This window comes from Blastococcus sp. SYSU DS0541, from assembly GCF_054050875.1.
Window position 1 is genome coordinate 168,096 of the sequence record NZ_JBJHAD010000006.1, and the last position, 16,614, is coordinate 184,709.

Annotated in this window: 14 protein-coding genes; 9 read left to right on the forward strand and 5 right to left on the reverse strand. The window is 72.7% G+C overall.

The window, feature by feature from the left end; genetic code table 11:
- Positions 1-144 precede the first annotated feature (144 nt).
- Complete coding sequence (locus ACI794_RS09210) at positions 145-684, forward strand: hypothetical protein (RefSeq protein ID WP_456616217.1); 540 nt, start codon at positions 145-147, stop codon at positions 682-684.
- Between the two features lie 13 nt (positions 685-697).
- Here the strand turns inward: ACI794_RS09210 and ACI794_RS09215 are convergent, their stop codons facing one another.
- From ACI794_RS09215 to ACI794_RS09225, 3 genes are all read right to left on the reverse strand, one after another.
- Positions 698-970, reverse strand: a complete 273-nt coding sequence (locus ACI794_RS09215) for a hypothetical protein (protein WP_456616218.1) — start codon at positions 968-970, stop codon at positions 698-700.
- A 79-nt stretch (positions 971-1,049) separates the two neighbouring features.
- Positions 1,050-2,786 carry a DUF429 domain-containing protein gene (locus ACI794_RS09220; protein WP_456616219.1) on the reverse strand — a complete coding sequence of 579 codons (1,737 nt, stop codon included), beginning with the start codon at positions 2,784-2,786 and terminating at the stop codon, positions 1,050-1,052.
- 228 nt (positions 2,787-3,014) lie between these two features.
- Positions 3,015-3,170 (reverse strand): Zn-dependent oxidoreductase, encoded by a 156-nt coding sequence (locus ACI794_RS09225; RefSeq protein WP_456602466.1) that lies wholly within the window; start codon positions 3,168-3,170, stop codon positions 3,015-3,017.
- 399 nt (positions 3,171-3,569) lie between these two features.
- Between ACI794_RS09225 and ACI794_RS09230 the strand changes: the two genes are divergently transcribed.
- The 4 genes from ACI794_RS09230 to ACI794_RS09245 all read left to right on the forward strand — a co-directional run bounded on the left by ACI794_RS09230 (position 3,570) and on the right by ACI794_RS09245 (position 7,763).
- The gene (locus ACI794_RS09230) at positions 3,570-4,238 is read left to right on the forward strand and encodes a threonine/serine exporter family protein (protein WP_456616220.1); all 669 of its coding nucleotides are present in this window, start codon (positions 3,570-3,572) and stop codon (positions 4,236-4,238) included.
- A complete protein-coding gene (locus tag ACI794_RS09235; protein ID WP_456602464.1) occupies positions 4,216-5,727 on the forward strand; it encodes an amidase in 1,512 nt (503 codons plus the stop codon). The genes ACI794_RS09230 and ACI794_RS09235 overlap by 23 nt, the downstream gene beginning before the upstream one ends.
- A 597-nt stretch (positions 5,728-6,324) precedes the next feature.
- Complete coding sequence (locus tag ACI794_RS09240; RefSeq protein WP_456580541.1) at positions 6,325-6,927, forward strand: DUF1326 domain-containing protein; 603 nt, start codon at positions 6,325-6,327, stop codon at positions 6,925-6,927.
- 68 nt (positions 6,928-6,995) lie between these two features.
- Complete coding sequence (locus ACI794_RS09245; protein WP_456616221.1) at positions 6,996-7,763, forward strand: DUF2182 domain-containing protein; 768 nt, start codon at positions 6,996-6,998, stop codon at positions 7,761-7,763.
- 346 nt (positions 7,764-8,109) lie between these two features.
- Here ACI794_RS09245 and ACI794_RS09250 read toward each other — a convergent pair whose 3' ends face one another.
- Positions 8,110-8,907: a MerR family transcriptional regulator gene (locus ACI794_RS09250; RefSeq protein ID WP_456602462.1), complete on the reverse strand. Its 798-nt coding sequence runs from the start codon at positions 8,905-8,907 to the stop codon at positions 8,110-8,112.
- 78 nt (positions 8,908-8,985) lie between these two features.
- On the opposite strand from ACI794_RS09250, the gene ACI794_RS09255 reads away from it, so the two are divergent.
- From ACI794_RS09255 to ngg, 4 genes are all read left to right on the forward strand, one after another.
- The gene (locus ACI794_RS09255) at positions 8,986-9,339 is read left to right on the forward strand and encodes a nuclear transport factor 2 family protein (protein ID WP_456616222.1); all 354 of its coding nucleotides are present in this window, start codon (positions 8,986-8,988) and stop codon (positions 9,337-9,339) included.
- Between the two features lie 359 nt (positions 9,340-9,698).
- Positions 9,699-12,410: an ATP-binding protein gene (locus ACI794_RS09260; RefSeq protein WP_456616223.1), complete on the forward strand. Its 2,712-nt coding sequence runs from the start codon at positions 9,699-9,701 to the stop codon at positions 12,408-12,410.
- A gap of 133 nt (positions 12,411-12,543) precedes the next feature.
- Positions 12,544-13,293: an alpha/beta fold hydrolase gene (locus ACI794_RS09265; protein WP_456616224.1), complete on the forward strand. Its 750-nt coding sequence runs from the start codon at positions 12,544-12,546 to the stop codon at positions 13,291-13,293.
- A 589-nt stretch (positions 13,294-13,882) separates the two neighbouring features.
- Positions 13,883-15,631 carry an N-acetylglutaminylglutamine synthetase gene (ngg, locus tag ACI794_RS09270; RefSeq protein ID WP_456616225.1) on the forward strand — a complete coding sequence of 583 codons (1,749 nt, stop codon included), beginning with the start codon at positions 13,883-13,885 and terminating at the stop codon, positions 15,629-15,631.
- 100 nt (positions 15,632-15,731) lie between these two features.
- Here ngg and ACI794_RS09275 read toward each other — a convergent pair whose 3' ends face one another.
- Positions 15,732-16,487, reverse strand: coding sequence for a hypothetical protein (locus ACI794_RS09275; protein WP_456616226.1), 756 nt, complete (start codon positions 16,485-16,487; stop codon positions 15,732-15,734).
- Positions 16,488-16,614 lie beyond the last annotated feature (127 nt).

Here is a 16,614-nt window from a genome sequence, read left to right on the forward strand (position 1 = left end):
TGTCGACCGTCCTCACGCGGGCCTAGACTCGCCCCCTGCCTACGTCCGGCTTGCTGACCGCTCAGAGTCGGTATTGCTCGCGCACGGGCGAGAGGGGGAACCATGGGGATTCCAGTTTTTCTTAGCCGGGCGCAGCCCCACACCATGTCGCAGAAGCACTTCCTCAAGGCTCTTCGCAAGCACCTTCGGTCGCGTGGCCTAGAGCCGCGGACGGTCGGCGACACGGACTTCGGATTGAACGGCTTGGACGCGGTGCGCGGCCTGCTGCGTCAATGCAACGGGCTCATAAGCGTCGCCTTCCGGCGAACCGTCGTGCGTGTCGGTGTTGATCGTCCCGACGCCGACGAGGCACTCGGCGACGCCGTCCGCGAGGTCGTCCTCACGGACACCTGGCTAACGACGCCGTGGTGTCACATGGAAGCGGCCATGGCGTATCAGATCGGGCTGCCCGTCCTCCTGGTGGTGGAGAAGGGTGTCCGGCAGGACGGCGCGATCGAGAACGGTGTCCTGGGCCAATACCCACCGCAGTTCGATCTCGAGGCCGACGATCGAGACCTCGAGGCTGCGTTCGCCCGGAACCTCGAGAAGTGGCGGCAGTTGGCGGGGACGTGGGAAGGGCAGGTACGCGAGGTGGTGCACACTCGGGCCCGACCGTCCGCGCTGTACGGGATCGCCCATTGTTGACTCGTACGTGTCGTTATCGGAACGGCGCACTGTCCAGCTTCCCCCACCCACGGCGGCCGACCGACAGTTCTACGGCGAGGGCGGGTCTGCGCCGCGCCGCGGCACCGTCGAACACATTCCCGGACGCTTGTCCGTTGAGCACTCGCCGGTGGTGGGTGTCGGCGTAGTTCACGCCGGCGGTGGAGACGTCGTGCAGGGTCTGGCCCGCACCCGCCTCCGGCTCGGGGACGTCGACGACGGTCAGGACCTCGGGGCCACCGAACTCGGTGATCTGGACTGCGCGCATGGGGGCGAGGCTATGGCCTGCTCACCCCCGGACATCGTTCCGGCCGATCCCGTTGGTGTGCTCGGCCGCGGCGCGGTGGTCAGTTGCCGGTGAGCCGCTGCAGCCGGGTGGTCAGCGCGGACCGCCGGTCGGCGTTGCCGTGCAGGTCCACGTACCGCTGCCCGAAGCTGGCCAGCAGCGTGTCGTCCAGCCGGCGCACGGCACCCGGGGGATAGCGGTAGTCCATCCGGGCGGTGATGCCGCTGTCGTCGACACCGCGGAGTACCTCACCCAGCTCCACCAGGCTGGTCACGCCCAGTTCGAGCAGCAGGCCGGAGATCCAGGTGTAGTGGTCCGGGCGCGACCAGCCGGCGTCGGCGTACTGCCCGGCCAGGAAGGCAGCCAGTTCCCGGGGCGCGATCCGAGGGTCGTCGGGGTCGATGTCGTCGGCCTCGTCGCTGGGAACCGGTGCCCGGAGGCGTTCGCGGATCGCGGTGAACTGCTGGTCGGCCAGCTCCAGCAACCCGGCGGCCAGGGTGAACCGGCGGTCGAACTCGGGAGCGTGCTCGTCCGGCACCGTGCCCTTGTAGCGGATGTCGTGCTCGAACTCGGCCCACGCGTGCTGCAGGACCGTGCGCACCTGCACCTGCACCACGCGCCCGACCAGCTCTGGCAGCTCGTCCGCCCGGCCCGGGTCCACGCCGATCAGCAGGTGCCGGCTGGAGTAGCCGAACCGGCCCTGCTGCGCGGTCCGCCGACCCATGTCGAGGTCGTCGATCACCTGCACCTGCGCGGCCAGCAGCTCGGCGACCGCCTCCACGTCGCTCTGCACGTAGGTGATCACCCGCACGCCGATCTGGTCGGTGATCTCCCGTGCCGGGTCCGGGTAGGCAGGCACACCGTCGACCGTGCGGGCCGCCTTCTCCGCGAACGAGGCGATGCTCTTGGTCCGCCCGGTCACCGACAGGTAGTTGATCCCGGCGTCGTCGAGCACCCCGGTGACGAGCGCGAGCGCCTGCGCGCCGGCGACCAGGGTCTCGGGCCGGCCGTCGGCGTACGCCTGGATGGCCTGCTGCACCGGGTCGGCCGGGGGCGCGGCGACCCGGGGGCCGGGCTGCAGGTCCGGCGGCAGGGTCGGGGTCACGATGGCGCCGCCGGCCGCGTCGCCGTAGGTGGTCACCTCGTCCGGGCGCCGGGCGGCGATCCATCCCACGTAGGCGCACACCACGGCGTCCACCTGGTCCTCCGCCGCCCGCAACTCGCTCTTGCGGGTGGCGGCCTGCACCTGCCGGCGCAGCGCGGCGAACGGTGCGCCGAGGTCGAGCTCGGCCACCGCGCCCAGCAGATCGATGAGCAGCAGCAGCTCCGCGCGCATCTGCTCGAGCATCCGGCCGGGCTTGTTCTTGTACTTCAGCGTGCGGCCCAGCCGGAACAGCGCCACCGTCGCCGCGTGCGGGTAGACCTCGATCGCCCGGCGGTCGCGGCCCGAGCGGGGGTCGAGGTCCAGCTTCAAGCGCCGGCCGATCCGCCCGCCGCGGGTGTCACCATCGGTGAACTCGGGTTTGCCGGTGTTCGTCGGGTGCGCTCCGGCTTCGAACCTCGCGAAGTCGGCGTTGAGCGCCCGCTCGGCGGCCCGGTTCCCGCTGGCGTTGGTGACCACCAGCGGGGCGTCGATCGCCACAATGCACGGGCCGGCGGTGAACGGGGCCAGCGCGGTCTCGATCTCCTCGTCGGTGCGCACCGCGCTGACGTGCACCAGCCGGCCGGCGTCGTCCAGCACGGCGAGGCCGGTGGGTTGCTTGAGCCCCCAGGCGAGGTCGATCCCGATGTGGTGCACGAGGTCAGCATGCCCGGCCCCGCAGCTGGTCGGGGCTCGTCCCGTGAGATCTGCCTGGCGTGTGCGCGTCACGATCTGCCCGAGATCCCTCGGCTGAGCGCCGTTCCACTGGCCGGCTGTTCACCGGGTGGACGAACCGCGGGGACATGGAACAGTTGCGCGTAAGCGTGACGACACGGAGTCGCCGCATGCGCGGCTCCCCGAGACGCCCGCCCGCGAGCCGTGAGGTCAGTTGCGAGACAGCCGGTGGTGGGTGTCGGCGTAGTTCACGCCAGCGGTGGAGACGTCGTAGACCTTCTGGCCGGGGCCGGCCTCCGGCTCGGGGACGTCGACGACGTCGAGGACCTCGGGACCGCCGAAGCGGGTGATCTGCACGGCACGCATGAGCAGCAGGCCAGGGCCTCGCCAACGTCGCGCGGGTCGCAGTCCTGACGAGTACGGCCGCGCGGTCAGCCGAGCCGAGGACAACCGACCCGTCTCCGTGAGCCCGCCGCCCCTCGCTCAGGTGACCGGCCGGACACCTGGTCGCCAACGCTCATGGGGTCGCGGTGATGCGCCGAACGGGAACCCGGGTGGGCCGGGCTCCCGACAGCTCGTCGCCCCCGTCCTTCGCGCGCTGGACGTCCCCATGGGACGCGGGCGCCGCCGGAAGTGAGGGGAACCGCGCCTTGGTGTCATTCGGGCGTTATGTGGGCGTGACGCCCTCCTCGCCGTGTGGGAGGTCGAGGTCCGCACGTCGTTGGTCGTCGCCGGGATCGTGGTGCTCCTGGCAGGTCTCCCTTTGTGGGCGCTGCTGAGGGCGCGATCAGCGGCTTTCCCCTCACCGCCGCGGCGCGGGCCCTCGACGTGCTCACCTCGACGACCGGCATCGTCGTTGGCGTCGCCGGAGTTCAGCACCACGGGCATCGGGCGCAGGTCCCGCTGAGCGCGCTCGACCCGTCCACCTTCACCGTGCCGTTCGCCGTGGCGTCGGCCGCCGCAGCTGGGATGGTCGGGGTCTGGGCGGTGGCGTCACATGCCCGCCCGCTTGCCGTCGGAGTGGCCACGGTGGCCGGCGCGCTGGCGTGGACGACGTCGTCCACGGCTGCCGCGTTGAGTGCCGGCCCAGCAGTGGCGAGTGCGACGGCGGCCGTGGTCGTCGGGTCCTGCGGTGAGGCGCTGTCCGATCGGCTGCGGATCCCGCCCCTGCTCGTCGCGGTCTGCGGCATCGTCCCGTTGCTGCCCGGGCTCGCCATCTACCGGGGCCTCTTCGCGGTCGTCGTGGGGGCCGCGACGATCGGGCTGGCCTCGCCGCCTGCGTCGTGCTGGGCAGGTACGTCGGCCGGCCGCTGGGCGGCAGAGCCGGGGCTCGTCTCCCTGGATCGAGGATCTGGGGTGAGGCGGCCCGACCGCCGGGGCCCTAGCATCGATCGCACCGCCTGCTCCGACCGTGGAGGAATCAGTGCTGGATGACGCCGACTTCGCCTATGTCAGTGCGACGGAGCTCGCCCGGCGCGTCCGGGACCGAGAGGTGTCACCGACGGAGCTCGTCGATGCCTGCGCCGCCCGGATCGAGGAGCGCAACCCCAGCCTGAACGCCTTCGTCTTCACCGACGTCGACGGCGCCCGGGGGGCCGCCCGGGAGGCGGAGAGGGCGCTCGCCGACGGCTCGGAGATCGGCCCGCTGCACGGCGTACCCACCGCGATCAAGGACCTGTTCGACTTCAAGCCCGGCTGGCCGGCCACCTTCGGCGGCGTCCGCGCGCTGGCCGACTTCTCCCTCGACGCCTACTGCATCTTCGCAGAGCGCGTCGAGAGGGCCGGCGCAATCATCGTCGGCAAGACCAACTCGCCGGTCATGGGCTTCCGGGGCACCTGCGACAACCCGTTGTTCGGGGCGACCGCCAACCCCTTCGACACCTCCCGGAACCCCGGGGGGTCCTCCGGTGGCAGCGCCGCAGCCGTGGCCGACGGGCTCGTGCCGTTCGCCGAGGGAACGGACGGTGGCGGATCGATCCGGATCCCCGCCGCCTGGTGCGGGCTGTACGGGTACAAGGCGTCGTTCGGGCGAGTTCCCTCGGTCGTCCGGCCGAACGCGTTCGGCAGCACGATGCCCTTCCTCTTCGAGGGACCCCTGACGCGCACCGTCGAGGACGCCGCCTTGGTGCTCGACGTGCTGTCGGGCTACCACCCGGGCGACGTGTTCAGCATCGACGGCCAACCGCACGAGTTCACCCGCGATGTGCGCCGGGACATCTCCGGCATGCGGATCGCCTATACCCCTGACTTCGGGGTCTTTCCCGTCGACCGACGTATCCGCGAGACGGTCGGCCAGGCGGTTCAGGCCTTCCGTGACGCCGGGGCCGTCGTGGAGGAGATCGACCTGACGCTGCCCTATGGCCAGCGCGAGCTCAGCGACCTGTGGTGCCGGCAGATCATGCTGGTCAACGTGGGCGCCTTCGAGAACATGAAGAAGAACGGTCTGGACCTGCTCGGCGAGCACCGCGACGACTTCCCTGACGGTTACCTGCGCTGGGCCGACCACGTGTACGGGATGACGATCAGCGAGCTCGACCAGGACTACGTGATGCGCTCCGCGGTCTACGACACCGTCCAGGCGGTGTACGCCGACTTCGACCTGCTGGTCACCCCCACCCTCAGCGCCATGCCGGTCCTCAACTCCGAGGTTCCAGGCACGACTGTTGGGCCGAGCGAGGTCGAAGGTGTCGAGGTCGACCCCTACATCGGCTGGTGCCCGACGTACCTGACCAACTTCACCGGTCACCCGGCCGCATCGATCCCGGCCGGGCTGGTCGACGGGCTGCCCGTGGGCATGCAGATCCAGGGACGTCGGTACGCCGACAGCGACGTGCTCGCCGCCAGCGGCACCTTCGAGTCGCTGCGTCCCTGGGCCGACAGCTACCACGCACCGCGCGATCGCGCCCTGGGACCCTCGGCCTGACCTCCACGTCCGTCTCCGGCTCCACGCTCGGCCCATTCACTGGACTTGAGCGATGCGGTTGGTAGGTCTCGGGGCAGGAAGCCGGCAACGCACGGATCGTCGCTCCGGGCCCGGGTTCGTCGGGGATCTCCGGTCCGCAGGGACGGTGCTGTGCGTGGCATCCGGCCGGACTGCCGTGTCGCGTGGATTGGTGTACCTCGTCCGTGTGCTGGCCTGCGTGTTGCTGACCATGCCGTCTGCAGGGCGGGCCGGTCGATCACCTCGTTCCCGTCGGTGGGCCTGGTGTTCCCCACTCCAGCAGTGAGGTCAGTTGCAGAACAGTCGGTGGTGGGTGTCGGCGAAGTTGACTCCTGCCGAGCTCACTCGTAGAGCTGCTGACCAGGCCCTGGCGTGTGGTCAGGCAGTCGGCGATGTCGAGGAGCTCGCGGCCGCCGAAGCGGGTGATCTGCACGGCACGCATGCAGGGAGGCCAGGGCGTGGCTCGTCGACCACCCGAGCCGGGATGACGGACGAGAAGTGGGCGGTCCGCTCCCGACGTGGTTGACCGGCCAGTCATGGGGGTCCGAGACTGGCCACCTCCTGTGGAGGGAGCCGGAGATGTCATGGAACGTCAAAGGCAGCTACGCCGAGACGTGCTCGTGCGAGCTGATGTGCCCCTGCAACCTCTCCTTCGACCACGGCGCCACCTACGACTACTGCCGCGCGACCCTGGCTTTCGACATCCGCGAGGGCGAGGTCGAGGGCACCGATGTCCGGGGCCGTCGTGTCGTGGCGATCATCGACACCCCGAAGGTCATGACCGACGGTGGCTGGCGTCTCGGCGTGTTCGTCGACGACCAGGCCGACGACGACCAGTTCGACAAGCTGGTCAAGGTCTTCGGCGGGCAGCTCGGCGGCCCGATGGCCGCGCTGGCTCCTCTCGTCGGCGAGATCGTCGGTGTCGAGCGGGCGGAGATCGAGATCGGCCACGAGGGGCTGCTGCACCGCGTCCGGGTCGGCGACGTGATCGAGTTCCAGGTCGAGGACATCGTGCCGTTCGGCAAGGAAGACGGGCAGCCGGTCCGGTTCGACGGGATGTTCCATCCGGCCGGGGCGAACCTGACCATGGCCGAGGCGCGGAGCTCGCGGATCGACGCCTTCGGGATCAGGTACGAGGGCAAGACCGGCCTGTCGACCTCCGACTTCTCCTGGGCCGCCTGACCGCCATGAGCGCGCCCACCCGGGAACGGCTCACCGCTGGCGGGGGGATGGGGCCCGCCTTCGCCGCCGTGCGGGTGCGGCTCGTCCTGGTCGCCGCGCTCGTCATCCTGGCCGGCGCTGGGTGGTGGTGGACCGCCGACCAGATGCGGGGCATGGACGAGGGGCCCTGGACCGGCCTGGGAACGCTCGGGTGGTTCCTGGGGGTCTGGGTCCTGATGATGGCGGCGATGATGTTCCCGTCGGTCGCACCGACGATCGCCCTGTACTCGCGCATGACCAGGCAGCGGTCTCCACTCCGACCGCTGCTCTTCGCCGGGGGCTATCTGGCCACGTGGGCCGGCGCCGGACTGTTCGCCTTCGCGCTCGCCGGGATCCTCGGCCGGGTGCCGGGTGACATTCTCGGCTGGGATCGGGCGGGCCGATGGATCGCGGGTGGCACGCTGGTCGTCGCGGCGGTGTACGAGCTGACCCCGTTGAAGGACGTCTGTCTCGGCAAGTGCCGCAGCCCGCTCGGGTTTCTGCTCGGCTCGTGGCGGGACGGTCGCCGGGGTGCGTTCCTGATGGGCGCGAAGAACGGTGCCTGGTGCGTCGGCTGTTGCTGGGCACTCATGGCCTCGCTGTTCGCCCTGGGCGTCATGAGCATCATGTGGATGGCGTTCGTCGCCGGGTTGATCGCGGTCGAGAAGACCCTGCCGTGGCGCAGGATCGCGACGTACGGGACAGCGGCGGTGCTGCTCGCGCTCGGCCTGCTGCTGTTCGTCGCCCCGGAAGCCATCCCGGCCCTCACGGTCCCCGGGGCGGGGGAGATGGACACGATGAGTCCGATGAACTCCTGAGGGGGCGGGAGGCCAGTCGCCGACTCGCACGACTGGGCGTGGTGGGTGACGGCGAAGGTGCTGCCGGCGGCCGGGACGTCGTAGAGCTGCTGATCTGCCGGCCGCAGGCTCGGGGACGTCGACGACGTCGGGACCTCGGGCACGCCGAAGCGGGTGATCTGGACTGGGTTCATGGGCGACGCCGGAGGATCACCCGAGGACGTCGGGATACCGTCGATGCCAGCGGCCGGGCCACCGCAGCGTCCTGGTGGCGCCGTCCTGAGTCGAGCTCCAGCCTGTCCGGGCCGCGGCCGCAAGAGAAGAGTCGGCGTCGTCGCACGTTCGCCGTACGGGCCGGGCCGACCGTTCATCGCGGGGCCATCCGGAAGACCGGCCAGCCGATCTCCGTGCGCCAGGCAGCCGGGTCGGCGGTGTCTCGTGGGCCGACCAGATACGTCTCCCGTACGGGCCCGGCGACGGCCAGCGCGTTGCTCACCACCCAGGTGCCGAGTTCGCCGTAGGTGACGTCGATGTCGTCGTGCTCGCCGACGTGGGTGGTCACGGCGAGCTCGACGGCGGGCAGGGTGACCGGGTGCACCCGGCCGTTGCGCGGCGGTTCCGCCGTCGGCCGGTACACGAGAACGTGCCCCCGGCCGTCCTCGAACAAGGCGTTGTCGTACAGCCCGCCCGGAGCACCGGTCGGCCGGCGAACCACGGCGTCCAGCTCGGCCATGGCGCCGGCGTACCAGCCGAGCACCTCCTCGTACGCCACGTCGTCCTCGACCGCTGCCACCGTCGTCGCCGGAACCGTGCGGAGCTCGACGTCCAACGGGGCCGGCTCCGGTCGGAGCAGCCGGCGCAGCGACACGACCGTGGCGCGAGTCCGTTCCAGCTCCGTCTCGAGTCGCTGAAGATGGTCGGCGACGAGGCCGGCACGGGTGCCCGGGTCGGGGGAGCGCAGGATGCGCTGGACGTCGGACAGCGGGAGGTCGAGCTGCCGCAGCCGGTGGATGACCTGGGCGATCGGGATCTGATCCGCGCCGTAGTAGCGGTATCCGGTCGTGGCGTCCACCGCCGCGGGCTCGAGCAGGCCGGCGTCGTGATAGCGGCGCAGGGTGCGCACGCTGAGGTGGGTCAGCCGCGAGAACTCCCCGATCGCCAGCATGGGTGAACTGTGCACCCTCTCCCCGGGGGAGAGTCCAGCGCTTGACCTTCCCTCATCGGACGGCCGCACCGTGGGGCCATGACCACACCGACCAGCATCCAGCCCGACCAGCTCCCGGCCACGATCCGCAGCTACCTGGCTGCGCACGATGACGGCGACGCGGACACCGCGCTCCGCGCCTTCACGCCCACCGCTGTGGTCGTCGACGACGGCGTCACCTACCGCGGGACCGAGGAGATCCGCCGCTTCCTGGCCAAGGCCGGGGCCGAGTTCACGTACACGAGCGCCCTCGTCGCCGCGGAGCGCACCGACGACGCGCACTGGGTCGCCATCAAGCACCTGGAGGGGAACTTTCCCGGTGGGGTCATCGACCTGCGCTACCGCTTCACGATGGACGGCGACCTCGTGGCGGACCTCGTCATCGCGCCGTGACCACGGTGGCCTCGTCGTCGTCGGTCTGCGCCGGAACGGGCCGCGCTGCGTGCGCCGGATGACGTCGACGACGACTCAGCTGACGGAGGTGCATGGCCCGGCGCCCGGCGAGCATCCCGGCATGGCTGCAGACCAGGACGACCCGGCGACGCCATCGCAGAGCAGGAAGTCGGCTCCGCTCAACGTCGTCCGTCAGCTCGCCGCGAAGCGACGGCAGATCCACGACTGCGACAACTGCCTCGCCGTACCGCGAACCGGAGAGGTCGTCCCGGCCCCTTACCGGGAACGTCCCGCCGCACTAGTTTGCCGTCGTCGAGGGCGGCGCGGATCGCGCGGCAGCCGAACGGTGGTGAGCGTTGATGGGCGCGAACATGGCGACAGCCGGCCTGGTGGGCCGGGACGCGGAGATCGAGGCGCTCGACCGGCTGCTCCGCGGCCTGCCGTACCGCGGCGCCGCCGTCCTCGTCCGCGGGGAGGCCGGGATCGGCAAGTCCGCCTTGCTCCGCCACGTGTGCGAAGCCGCGGCCCGCAGCGGGCTGCGGGTGCTCGCCACCACCGGCGTGGAGTCCGAGACGACCTTGCCGTTCGCCGGCCTCCACCAGCTGGTCCGGTCCCTGCTCGGTCGTCTCTCCGCGTTGCCCGCCCCACAGCGGCGCGCGCTGAAGGCGGCGTTCGGCATGACCGACGACGCTGCACCGGAGCTCTTCCTGATCGGTCTGGCGGCCCTGACCCTGATCAGCGACAGCGCCGCGGACCAGCCCCTCGTGCTCGTCGTCGACGACGCGCACTGGCTCGACCGGCCCAGCGCCGACGTCCTCGGTTTCGTCGCACGGCGGCTGGAGTCCGAGGCGGTGGTGATGGTGGCGGCCCAGCGCGACGGCTTCCCGCCCGTCCTCTCCGGTGCGGCGCTGGACGAGCACCACCTGGAACGCCTGGACCGTCGCTCCGCCGAGGACGTGCTGGCGCGTCGGGCACCCCAGCTCGATCCGGCCGGCCGCCGGCGCCTGTTGGCAGCGGCCGCGGGCAATCCGCTCGCGCTGGCCGAGCTGCCCCTGGGAGGCGCGCGGGACGACTGGGCACCCCTGACGCTGCCCGCGCGACTGGAGCAGGCGTTCGCGGCCCGACTCCCCGGGTTGGCCGACGCGACCCGGGACCTGCTGCTGGTCGCTGCCCTGGATGATGAGGGCGACCTGGGGGAGGCCCTGGTCGCGGCGTCCGCACTCCGCGGCGCCGAGGTCACCGCGGAGGCACTGGCCCCGGCCGTCGATGTGGGGTTGGTCGCCGCGGACGGCGGGAAGCTGGTCTTCCGTCATCCGCTGGTCCGCCACGCGATCCGGCAGCGAGCCACCCTCGCCGAGCGGCAGCGCGCGCACATTGCGCTGGCCGGGACGCTGCGCGGCACCGACCGGCAGATCTGGCACCGGGCGGCCGCCGCCGATGCGCCGGACGACGCGGTCGCCGCCGAACTCGAGGACGCTGCGGCCCGCGCCCAGCGCCGAGGTGGCGTGGCGGCGGCCCAGGCGGCGATCGAGCGCGCCGCCCGACTGACCGCTGACCCGGCGGAGCGGGCGCGGCGCTTCCTGCGAGCGGCCGAGCTGGCCTTCGAGTGGGGGCGTCCCGACGTCGTCGACCGCCTCCTGCGCGAGACGGCGGGCCTCGACGTTCCCGCCCGGGAGCGGGCCCGCATGACGGTGATCCGGGACGGGTTCGAGGAGGGCGTCCACGACGTCCGGGCGGGCACCCGGATGCTGACCGAGGTCGCCGCCACGGCCGCGGCCGACGGCCGGGCCGACCAGGCGCTGAGGTTCCTCCGGGCCGCGGCGCTGCGGTGCTGGTGGGCCGAGCCGGGCGCCGAGGCGCGGGACCACCTGCTGGAGGTCGTCGAGCAGACGCTCGACGCGGAAGACGTGCTCGTGCTCGAGGTGCTCTCCTACGTGGCGCCGTTCGACCGGGGGGCGATGCTCCACGCACGGCTGCGGGCCGTGTCCGACGGTCCGCTCGACACGGCGCCGGCGCAGGCCGCCGGCGAGGCGGCCAGCGTCGTGGGTGACTTCCCGCTCGCCGTCGAGTTCCTGACGTCGGCGGTGACCGGCCTCCGGGGCGACGGCCGGCTCGGGCTGCTGGGCCGGGCCCTGGCCGTGCAGGCGTGGAGCGCGCTCAACGTCGGGCGGTTCGACCTGGCGGCCACGGCCGCCGACGAGGCCGCCCGGCTCGCCGCGGACTCCGCCCAGCCGCTGATGGGAGCCGTCGCCCAGGTGGTCCGGTCGGTCGTCTCCGCTGTCTGCGGTGGCGAGGACGTCGAGGAACGCCTCACCGCCGCGGCCCGGCTCGGCCTGCAGGTCGACTCCAACGCCGTCCTGGCGGGTGTGCAGCTCGCCCGGGGCATGGTCACGCTCAGCCAGGGGCGGCACCAGGCCGCCTGGGACCACCTCGTCCGCCTCTCCGACCCCGCCGACCCTGGCCACCACCCCGTGGTGCGCAGCTTCGCCGTCGGCGACCTGGTGGAGGCCGCCGTCCACAGCGGGCACCGCGCCGAGGTCGAGCCGGTACTGACCGACCTCGAGGCGCTCGCAGCGCGCACGCCCTCACCGGTGCTCCACATCGGGCTGCGCTACGGCCGAGCACTCCTGGCCCCTGACGACGAGGCCGAGGAGCTGTTCGCGGCGGCCCTGGCGGCCGACCTGGGCTCTTGGCCCTTCCCCCGTGCCCGCCTGCAGCTGGCCCACGGGGCCTGGCTGCGGCGGTGCCGGCGGGCGGCGGAGTCCCGGGCCCCGCTGCGGGCCGCGCGGGACACCTTCGACGCCGTGGGAGCAGCTGCCTGGGGCGACCGGGCCCGGCAGGAACTGCGGGCCTCGGGGGAGCAGAGCAGGCCGCGCACCCCGGAGGCGCGCGAGCAGCTGAGCCCGCAGGAGCTGCTGATCGCGCAGCTGGCCGCGGAGGGCCTGACCAACCGGGAGATCGGCGCGCGGCTGTACCTCTCGCACCGGACGGTCGGCACGCACCTGCACCGGATCTTCCCTAAGCTGGGGATCACCTCGCGCGTCGCCCTGCGCGCCGCCATCGGTCCGTGACCGGCTGGTCCACCGTCGGCACGACGGTCATCTGACGTACGCGACGAGGGGGCCTGGCTTCCTACGGTCGATCCATCAGCGCTGACGCGGCCGAACCGGTCGTCCCGGTCGCTGCGGATCGAGAGGAACGACGATGACCATCGACACCGACGCGGGCACGACGGCCCAGGAGAAGCCGACCGTGGTCCTCGTGCACGGCGCGTTCGCCGAATCGGCCAGCTGGAACGGGGTGATCGAGCAGCTCAGGAGCGACGGCTACCCGGTCATCGCTGCGGCCAACCCGCTCCGGGGCCTGCGCGACGACGCCGACCAGCTGCGCAGCGTCCTGGACCGGGTGCGCGGCCCGATCGTGGTGGCCGGTCATTCCTACGGCGGCTCGGTGATGAGCGTGGCCGCCGACGGGCACCCCGGCGTCCGGGCGCTCGTCTACGTGGGCAGCTTCCTGCTGGAGGAAGGGGAGAGCACCGGTGAGCTGGCCGGGAAGTTCCCCGGCAACGAGCTGGGGTCCGCGCTGGACCCCGTTCCCGTCCGCGACGGGAACGGCGGCACGGTGACCGACCTGTACATCCAGCCGGGCAAGTTCCGGCAGGTGTTCGCCGCCGATGTTCCGCCGGAGGTCGCCGAGCTGATGGTCGCGACGCAGCGGCCCATCACCAGCGAGGCGCTGGAGGAGAAGGCGACGGCGGCGGCCTGGCGGACGATCCCGTCCTGGACCTTGGTCACGCGGCAGGACCTCGCCGTTCCGGCCGCGGCGCAGATCTTCATGGCCCAGCGGGCGCAGTCGACGGCCGTCGAGGTCGACGCCTCCCACGCCGTCGCCGTGTCCCGGCCCGGCGCGGTCGCCGACCTCATCGTCGAGGCCGCCCGCGCGACAGCCGGCTGAGACCCGCCCGCAACCGTCCCGCCCGCTCCGGGCCCCAGCTGACGGAGCGGGCTGGGCGCGGTCGGGAACGCTGCGCCACCCAGCCGTGAGTAGGCCGGAGCGACATGCAGGTCCTCGACCGGATCGGCATCTACCCCTTCGCGGATCCCGGGTGGGCTGATGGTGATCGGCCGCGACTACGACGGGGTGGGGTCCCGTTCGTGGCGGTGGTCACCGCGCTGGGCGGCGAACCGCTCAGTACGTGCGGTGGTGGGTGCCGGCGGAGTCGATGTCGGCGGCGGGGACGTCGCAGAGCTGCTGACCTGGACCCGCCTCCGGCTCGGGGGGGCCGACGACGTCGAGGACCCTCGGTCCCCGGGAACGGGTTCCGGATGGCCACGCATGCGCCCACGGGGTTTCGCGGCCCCTACCGGGGGCACAGTGCCGGAACGCGCCCGGGTGGAAAGAGCCGCACCGGGAGCGGCCCCCTGACGAGCCGGTTCCTCCGCGCATCGATGACGCGCAGCGGCCAGCGCGGCTCGTCGGTGCAGGACCGAGGGAACGACATGGGCACGGTGCGCGGCCGGAGCGTCTCTCCCGGGACTCCGTCATGGTGATGCGGCCCGAGGTGCGCCGGACAGCGGTCCTGCCGGAGCCGGTGATGACCGGGTCCTGGTGGCGGGAACCGTCGGACCACCAGCTCCGCGGGATGCGGCCCGAATCGACGGTCGACCTGGGCTGGGGCCGTCTGCTGTTCGGCCAGACCTACCCGTCCCTGCGGCGGCTGCTGGAGGAGTCCCGGCGGGAAGAGCAGGGGCTGCGGGGCATCTGCATCTACCCGCGGGATCCCCAGGTGCTCGTCGGGCTGGCTCCCGACGAGCTGTTCATCGACCCCTCGTACACGATGCGGCTGGACCTGCACCGGTACCGCCCTCGTCGCGAGCTGGTGCCCGACGTGTTCGTCCGGCTGGCGACGCGCCCCGCGGACCTGTGCGACATCAACCGGCTGCAGGCGGTCAACGGCATGCTCCCGGGCGACGAGCAGGTGATGGAGCGCAACCTCCACGGGCGGGCCGTCACCTACCTCGTCGCCGAGGACCGTCACACGGGCCGTCTCGTCGGAACGGTCACCGGCGTCGACCACCTGGCCGCGTTCGGGGATCCGGAAGGCGGCAGCAGTCTCTGGTGCCTGGCCGTGGACCGGGCGGGCGCGCCTGCGGGGACCGGGGAGGCGCTGGTCCGCGTGCTCGTCGAGCGCTACGCCGCGCGCGGTCGCGCCTACCTCGACCTCTCGGTGCTGCACGACAACGACGGGGCGATCGGCCTCTACCGCAAGCTCGGGTTCCGGCAGACGTCCGCGGTCTGCGTCAAGCGCAAGAGCCGGTTCAACGCGCCGTTGTTCGTCGGCGAGCCGCCGGAGCTCGACCAGCTGAACCCGTACGCCCGCATCCTGGCCGACGAGGCGCTCCGTCGGGGCATCCGCGTGGACGTCACCGACGCCGCCTTCGGCGAGCTGCAGCTGACCCTCGGCATGCGCAGCGTGTGCACCCGCGAGTCCCTGTCCGAGCTGACCACCGCGGTCGCCATGAGCCGGTGCGACGACAAGCGGGTCACCCGCCGCATCGTGCACCGGGCCGGGGTGCGGGTCGCCGCAGCGGCCGAGGCGCGCGACGGCGACCTGGGGCCCGCGGCGGAGCTCCTGGAACGCTGCGCGGAGGTCGTCGTCAAACCTGCCCGTGGGGAGCAGGGCAAGGGCATCACGGTGGGCGTCCGGGAGCGCGGGCACCTCGAGCAGGCGGTGGCGCTGGCGCTCCGGCACTGCCCCGACGTGCTCGTCGAGGAGTGCGTCCCCGGCGCCGACCTCCGGGTCGTGGTCATCGACCACGAGGTCGTCGCCGCGGCAGTCCGGCGCCCGGCGCAGGTGGTGGGGGACGGCGAGCGGGACGTCACGGCACTGATCCAGGCGGCCAGCCGACGGCGGGAGCGGGCGACGGGAGGGGAGTCGCGCATCCCCCTCGACGAGACCACCCGTGCCGACGTCCGCGCGGCCGGCTGGGGGATGGACGACGTCCCGCCCGCGGGACTGCGGGTCCAGGTGCGCCGCACGGCGAACCTGCACACCGGCGGGACGATCGAGGACGTGACCGACCGGTTGCACCCCCGGATCGCCGCAGCCGCCACGCGCGCCAGCCGCGCCATCGGCATCCCCGTGACCGGCCTGGACTTCCTCGTCCCCGACCTCGACGGGCCCGAGCACGTGTTCATCGAGGCCAACGAACGGCCGGGCCTGGCCAACCACGAGCCCCGGCCCACCGCGGAACGGTTCATCGACCTGCTGTTCCCGGAGACGCGCCGCTGAGGGCGGGCACGACGAGCGGGACGGCGTCCCCACGGCCGGTGACCGTGGGGACGCTTCCTGCCTGGCACCGCCGCCCCGCGACGGAGGACGGCCGGCTCCGTCAGCCCCGGGTCGCGAGGGCCAGCCGTGCGAGCGGGACGAGTGCGGCGCCCTGCACGACGGCCCCGGTGACGCTGACGGCGTTCGGGAACTCGCCGCTGGCGAGCACGAACCCGACGACGGTCACCACCGCCGGCCACCAGCCGATCGCGCCACGGGAGCGGTGCATGGCGACGGCGAGCGCCACGGTGCCCACGATGGCGCAGACGAGCAGCCACCCGACCGGGTCGATGATCGCCCCTTGCAGCCGGACGAAGGCAGCGACCCCGCCCGGCCGGACGGCGCCGTCCTCGACCATGGCGAGCGCGGCCAGCCGGAGCCCGACGAACGCGCCCCCACCGACCGCCCCCAGGGCCAGCAGCGCCGCGGACAGCGCGGAGGCGATCGGCGAGGTGCGCCGGAGGACCACCGCGGCGAGCGCGCCGACGGCCACCATCGTGGTCATCGCGAGCGCGTAGGCGAGCGTCGAGGCGACCATCGCGCCGCTGTCGGCGGCGACGGCGGTCAGGTACACCTCGGCGTCCTGGCGCGGTAGCCCGGCGCTGTTGAGCGCGTACTGCGCGGCCATGGCGACCGGCGACACCAGCGCGGCGCCGGCCAGGGCGGCCCGCCGCCATCCCCGGGCGCGGTGGGTGGGTGCGGCCGGCGCGGCGTCCCGGGTGCTGGCGCCGGTGACGACCGCCTGGTCCGGTGCGCTGAGCTCCGAGCCCATCCGGATCTCGGTCGTCGGTGCGGGGGTGCTGACGTGCTGGGTCATGGCGAACTCTCCAGGTCGTCTCGACGGCGGGGGTGCCGTGCGAGCTGCCGGAAGGCTCCGGGCCGCGACGTCCTGCCGTCATCGGACGCCGGTCCCGATCGGGTGCAGGACCGCCGTCCCTCCCACT

Coding starts and splice junctions, on each gene's coding strand:
- ngg (WP_456616225.1), top strand. CDS start 13,883: ATGGTGATGCGGCCCGAGGTGCGCCGGACAGCGGTCCTGCCGGAGCCG.
- ACI794_RS09255 (WP_456616222.1), top strand. CDS start 8,986: ATGACCACACCGACCAGCATCCAGCCCGACCAGCTCCCGGCCACGATC.
- ACI794_RS09250 (WP_456602462.1), bottom strand. CDS start 8,907: ATGCTGGCGATCGGGGAGTTCTCGCGGCTGACCCACCTCAGCGTGCGC.
- ACI794_RS09260 (WP_456616223.1), top strand. CDS start 9,699: ATGGGCGCGAACATGGCGACAGCCGGCCTGGTGGGCCGGGACGCGGAG.
- ACI794_RS09215 (WP_456616218.1), bottom strand. CDS start 970: ATGCGCGCAGTCCAGATCACCGAGTTCGGTGGCCCCGAGGTCCTGACC.
- ACI794_RS09275 (WP_456616226.1), bottom strand. CDS start 16,487: ATGACCCAGCACGTCAGCACCCCCGCACCGACGACCGAGATCCGGATG.
- ACI794_RS09225 (WP_456602466.1), bottom strand. CDS start 3,170: ATGCGTGCCGTGCAGATCACCCGCTTCGGCGGTCCCGAGGTCCTCGAC.
- ACI794_RS09210 (WP_456616217.1), top strand. CDS start 145: ATGTCGCAGAAGCACTTCCTCAAGGCTCTTCGCAAGCACCTTCGGTCG.
- ACI794_RS09265 (WP_456616224.1), top strand. CDS start 12,544: ATGACCATCGACACCGACGCGGGCACGACGGCCCAGGAGAAGCCGACC.
- ACI794_RS09240 (WP_456580541.1), top strand. CDS start 6,325: ATGTCATGGAACGTCAAAGGCAGCTACGCCGAGACGTGCTCGTGCGAG.